This is a genomic window from Bacillus sp. MYb209 (assembly GCF_002975175.1).
Lineage (GTDB): Bacteria > Bacillota > Bacilli > Bacillales > Bacillaceae_G > Bacillus_A.
Genome location: NZ_PCNZ01000118.1, coordinates 1 through 1,484, shown reverse-complemented (window position 1 = coordinate 1,484; position 1,484 = coordinate 1). Strand labels below are relative to the sequence as shown.

The 1,484-nt window shown below is 37.9% G+C and carries 2 protein-coding genes; both read left to right on the top strand.

The features are described 5' to 3' along the window. Nucleotides 1-486: 486 nt before the first annotated feature. Entirely contained in the window at nucleotides 487-657 is a 171-nt protein-coding gene (locus CQZ94_RS30665) for a DUF4083 family protein (protein WP_105588427.1), read from the top strand. A 57-nt stretch (nucleotides 658-714) separates the two neighbouring features. Then, entirely contained in the window at nucleotides 715-1,110 is a 396-nt protein-coding gene (locus tag CQZ94_RS30660; protein ID WP_105588426.1) for a nucleoside 2-deoxyribosyltransferase, read from the top strand. Nucleotides 1,111-1,484: the final 374 nt, after the last annotated feature.

Below are 1,484 nucleotides of genomic sequence, written 5' to 3'. Positions count from 1 at the left end.
TCTCCCTGTAGGGAGGCATGAGGGGGTCACCATACATACCCATCAACTTAAAGAATACCCATCAACTTAAAGAAAATAAAGGCCCAAAAAAAGAAAAAATGAGCCGAACTCTTATGAATAACTGTGAAAAGGTAAAATTTTTGTAATGGGAGGTTTCTGAAAATCTTAGCTTGATGGGCATGGGGTATCGCCAGCATTTTGGAAAAAACCCACGCTAAGAGCATGCAAGATTTTATACAGTTTTTTGGCTAATCTAATAACAAACGAGAATCCTAAAACTACGCCAGGATAGGAATGTGTAAAAAAATGCATAGATCCATAGAACGAAAAAAGGAGGATCCCTTGTGAGAGTAGGGATTCTCCTTTTCCTTGCTACCGATAATGATGCGTTATGTTAACCGAGCATGAATAACATATACAACCTAAATCACACAACATATCACTTCTCCTGAATGGTATAATAAGGAAAAAAGGAGGTTCTCAATAATGCCTTTAGGAACCACTATTTATTACGTCATTATTGCAGTAATCATCGGTGCACTGTTTGGCGGAATTATACGTATAATCCGGCATACCGGCAATCGCAAAAAGCAAGATCCAGTTGAGCAAAAGTTAGATAGGGTTATTCAACTGTTAGAAAAACAAAACAAAGATTGACCCTCCCTCCAAATAGGAGGGTTTTGTTATAAAAAACTTTAGATATGGAGGAAACCAATGAAATTCTATGTGGCATCAAGTTTTCAAAACAAAGACAATGTTAGATATGTTAGCGAAAAATTAAAAAGCAAAGGATTCACTCATACATATGATTGGACTCAAAATGAAAGAGCCTCAACGTTTACTGACTTAATAAACATAGGTCAAGCTGAGAAGAATGCTGTAATAGAATCAGATTTTATTGTAGTACTACTGCCTGCAGGAAAAGGAAGTCACATTGAATTTGGAATTGCTTTAGGTACAGGCAAGAAAATATATCTCTACTCGCCCGATGAGGAATTTAACAACTTTAAAACAACAAGTACGTTTTATCATCTACCACAAGTAGAGCATGTTACAGGCAGTATAGATGAACTAATAGAGGTTTTGACCTTAAAGGTGTCTGTTATTTGAATCGAAACACCTTTTACAGCTATAAAGTGACTTCCAATAACGATAATTATGTAAATAAGCTGTCCATATGGGCAGCTTATTTTATTTTTTGCTTAGCGTGGGGGTTTTTCGAAATGCTGGCGGTACTATAAAATTTTAGTCTGATGGGCATGTGAGGTGACCCCTATTTTTACACGTATGTCGGCTGTACCCGTAATTGCTTGAGGAACTAAAATGTAGTCAGTGTCCAAATTGGTCACAGGGCTTCAACCTTAGGATTTCTCCACCAGTTGCCTGTCAGCGACTTGGCTCTTACCTCGGTTGGACTTTCACCAACAAGCAATTAACGGCTTGCTGGGCACACAACATAAAAAAACCGCTCCTTTTCGAGCGGT